At 39.4% G+C, this 3,822-nt stretch carries 4 protein-coding genes; 3 read left to right on the forward strand and 1 reads right to left on the reverse strand.

Features of this window, described 5'->3' with window-relative positions; translation table 11 throughout:
* Nucleotides 1-75: 75 nt before the first annotated feature.
* Nucleotides 76-1,611 carry an AAA domain-containing protein gene (locus V7K55_RS08220; protein ID WP_334830017.1) on the reverse strand — a complete coding sequence of 512 codons (1,536 nt, stop codon included), beginning with the start codon at nt 1,609-1,611 and terminating at the stop codon, nt 76-78.
* A gap of 855 nt (nt 1,612-2,466) precedes the next feature.
* Between V7K55_RS08220 and V7K55_RS08225 the strand changes: the two genes are divergently transcribed.
* From V7K55_RS08225 to V7K55_RS08235, 3 genes are read left to right on the forward strand one after another with little or no spacing between them, the layout of a single operon-like run.
* On the forward strand, nt 2,467-2,628 hold the full coding sequence (locus V7K55_RS08225) for a hypothetical protein (RefSeq protein WP_334830018.1): 162 nt from the start codon (nt 2,467-2,469) through the stop codon (nt 2,626-2,628).
* Nucleotides 2,629-2,633: 5 nt separating this feature from the next.
* Complete coding sequence (locus V7K55_RS08230) at nt 2,634-2,957, forward strand: hypothetical protein (protein WP_334830020.1); 324 nt, start codon at nt 2,634-2,636, stop codon at nt 2,955-2,957.
* Between the two features lie 51 nt (nt 2,958-3,008).
* Nucleotides 3,009-3,767, forward strand: a complete 759-nt coding sequence (locus V7K55_RS08235; protein ID WP_334830022.1) for a serine/threonine protein kinase — start codon at nt 3,009-3,011, stop codon at nt 3,765-3,767.
* The last annotated feature ends 55 nt before the right edge of the window (nt 3,768-3,822 follow it).

Below are 3,822 nucleotides of genomic sequence, written 5' to 3' on the forward strand. Positions count from 1 at the left end.
ATCTCCTTTCTCTAAAAAAATAGTTATTTTGTACTACATTTTGATTTTCAAAATGGGGTTAATACTCTATTTATTTCAAAATGAGAATTGCTGGACTGCTACTAAAGCTGAGATAATATTAAAACGGCTGTGAGACTGCTGTTCTTTAAAACAAAAAGCTGAAAGTTGGCTCAAGTCATACAAGATTAGGGCTGACCCAGGATGTGGCTGACTCTGGACAATCGGCATTGTCCTTTGCTCTACACCAGAGCCATCTTGCAGTTGACCATTGTAAAAAAGCTGATTTGGTATTTTAGAAATAGCTGGATTCATGCGGTACTGTGTTTTTAATAGCACCATGCGTGAGTCAATTTGACCATTATTTACCTTTTGAGTAATACCAGCTTCATCAAAGATATCTCGTTGTAGCCATTGCTCCGTTGCCTCTGTCTCTGCTTGTGAAATAGGCCCTAACTGGCGAAAGTCACCAAAAATAGCAATACGACGATTGGCCAGGGTGCTGACATAAGCACAGTGGGGAATATAAGCCATACTCGCCTCATCCACTACTATGGCATCAAAACGGCGTTGGTAGATTTCTTTGGCGATCGCTGCCTTTGATAAGGTGCAGCCAACCACTGTTGCTTGTTTGATCAGTTCAGCTTCTTTCTGCTTCAACTGTTCTTTTAGGGGCTGCAATGCTTGTTTGACAGTGGCAATGTCATTTTGAATACTCTGGCGTTGCAGTTGGGTTAGCTTTTCCTGACGCGATCGCTTGACTAAATCTTTGCGTTGTTTTTCTAACCGTTCAATTTGCTCTATTAAGTTTGGATTCTGCCAACGTGCTACTCCTCTAACGTGTAACTGCGGAAACTCGTTTAGACTGCCAGGGGTGGCAACTCCATAGCGCAACACTAGCCCATTTTCATAAATAGGCGCACCTTGCAAATACTCAGCTACACTTTTCATAGCTGTATCAACAGCAGTGTTGCTATGAGCTACCACTAAAACTGACTCACCAGCTTGAACCAATGCAGCTACGGTGATTCCCAGAGTTTTAGTTTTTCCTGTTCCTGGTGGCCCCCAAATAAAACTAACTTGGCGATTAAGTACTTTGTCAACAGCAGATTTCTGATATTCATTGCAACCTATTAGTTTTTGTAGTCGTTGCTCAATTTGATTTAACAGTTTTTGGCTGTTGCTTGTTGAAGAGTTGGTTTCACTTTTATCCCCTAGTAATATTTCTGCTAGGTTTCTATTAGCTCCCTTTAGATTAGAACTTTCTAGCAATCGCTTTTTAAGTTCTTCCAATAAAAACCAGGGAGAGGTATAGAGTATAGCTGTAGGAATTGAATCTCCTAAATTTTGCTGTAATGCCAAAATAATATCAAAGCCTTCAACAGAAACTAAAATTCCACTATATCTTTTGCTTTTATACTCTAAATCTACTGGAGTATCATCAGGGAAACGCAGTTCAGTATCTGTGGTAAGGGAATATATATATTGACCACCACGTTTACCTAAAAAGGAACCGTCACTCAAAAAGGTTTTTTGTCCACCACTTTTTCGTAATGCTCTAATTTCATCGTCAAGTGCTTTATTAAACTTTTTTTGGTATTCTGTATAACTCATGAATGCAACCTGGAAATTCCTATAACTAGATTGGTAAAAAATTTGTCTAATGAATACGAGGTAAACCGTATTCGGTCAAGTACGGTAGAAGTGGCTTTATTCTTTGCTCAGTATGAAAAGTAAAGTCTTCATGAAGTAATCAGTGACGAAAAAATAAGTGCTAAATTATACATAATTTTTCTTGAATAACTGATATATGTGGATAAAACTAGTTACTCGCTTGACTACTTGACTAACTTAGAAATAGCGATCGCGTTTTAATTGCCACAGTACTTTTTCCACACACCAGTCAATGCTGCGGGTAGGATTGCGCCGTTACTCAAATTCAATTAATCGTTTGGCAGTAGCTACGTCGCCTTGAACCAGAGTCAAAAGCTTTTGCCATTTCCCTGTTTTGGGAATACTGAAGTAATATTGCTGTTTGCATTCTGACCTGCATACTAATTTTTTTCTAGTAGTTTGGTAGCGACTTTGAGTTTTTTGGTGTGCCTGTGTTATTAGAAAAGCTAGGCGTAGAAAAAACGATATTAGAAATAGTCAAAAAAGTAGAATTTTAATTTCCATTGCCCGTGGAAGGTAGATGTTTAATTCCACCATGCGGTAAATTGATTACCTTAAGCATCAGAAATTCGCACATTTTATTTTGAGGATGATGCAAAGCTAATTTACTCCAAAAATCCTAACCACATGGCTCTAAACATCAATGGCTTTCCCATTAGATTATTTGTAGTAAAAATCAATATATAAATTTTATATATAAATCCGAAATTTTACTTAAGTTGCCAGTAGATAAATTGCTCTATTTTGGTAGAAATATTTATACGGATGCAAGCCGAACATTAACTTGCTTCTATCATGCCCAAAATTCTTTTGAAACAAATCACTTATTCGCTTACAAGTCTCATCCATGATATTGAACTTGGTGAGATTGGCTTACCTGATATTCAGCGTCCGTTTGTTTGGGAAGCTGCGAAAGTACGAGATTTGTTTGACTCAATGTATCAGGCTTTCCAGTAGGCTACTTGTTATTGTGGGCAAATGACCGTCTCACCAATACTCGACATATAGGCACTACCTCCAAACAGGTTAAAACCCCTCGTCTACTGATCGTAGATGGGCAACAACGATTGAATTGCTTATATGCTGTATTCAAAGGGCATAAAGTGCTAACCAAGGATTTTAAGGAAGTTCAGATTCAAATTGCCTTTCGCCCTGCGGATGCTAAGTTTGAGGTAGCAGATGCAGCCATTCAGCTAGATCCTGAATATATATTTAATACTTCCCAACTGTGGTCAGATTCTATTGATATTTTGGAGTTCGTAGACCATACCAAGAGATACCTGTGAGTTTTGCTTAGGTAAAGGGAATAATTAGCTTATCAGGTAAAATCTACAACCATGTTGCCTCGTATCATTAACGATCGCTACGCTTTATCTCCCAACCTGCGCTCTGGTGGTATGGCAGATGTCTACCAAGCCATTGACATGAAAGAAGGATTGCGACAGGTAGCAGTCAAAGTTTTCAAACATGGGCAGATTGAAGTAGACATCTTAGTTGAATCCTTCCGACGCGAAACTCAGGCACTCAGGGAATTAAAGCATCCCAGCATTGTCGAGCTTTTTGATTCAGGACGAGATAAACAGACTGGAGAATATTTCTTGGTCTTAGAGTGGATGGAGAGAGATTTAGCGGTACTGCTAAAAGAAACTCCATTAGAAGGATGGGATTCTTATTGGGAAAGGTTAGCTCTTCCAATACTGAATGCCCTTGCATTCTCTCATGAGCGTAAATATGTCCATCGGGATCTCAAACCGAGCAATATTCTAATTGGTAGCGATGGCAGGTTAAAACTGGCTGATTTTGGGATTTCCAAACTCAGGGGTTATTTCCGCCCGACTGTAACGTTAAGGGAATTTGTCTCTCGCCCCTTTACACCTCAAGAAGAAGATGACGGTTCTTATCCTTATACCCGTGATGTGTTTAGTTTTGGGGTAATGACACTGAAATGTTTGACTGAGGGTGATCTCGATTACAGTAGCTTTTCGAGTGCGATCGCTGCCCTTGATGCTCCCCCTGAAATCATCGAAATTATCGAACGTGCTGTCTCGAACGATCCTGGGGTAAATATAGCGAAGCTGTCACCAGGGGCAAGATAGCCTGAAAGTACTGCGGTGAATGACTTTCAGACTATAAGATTAAGAGACATACAAA

This window comes from Nostoc sp., from assembly GCF_036919895.1.
Lineage (GTDB): Bacteria > Cyanobacteriota > Cyanobacteriia > Cyanobacteriales > Nostocaceae > Nostoc.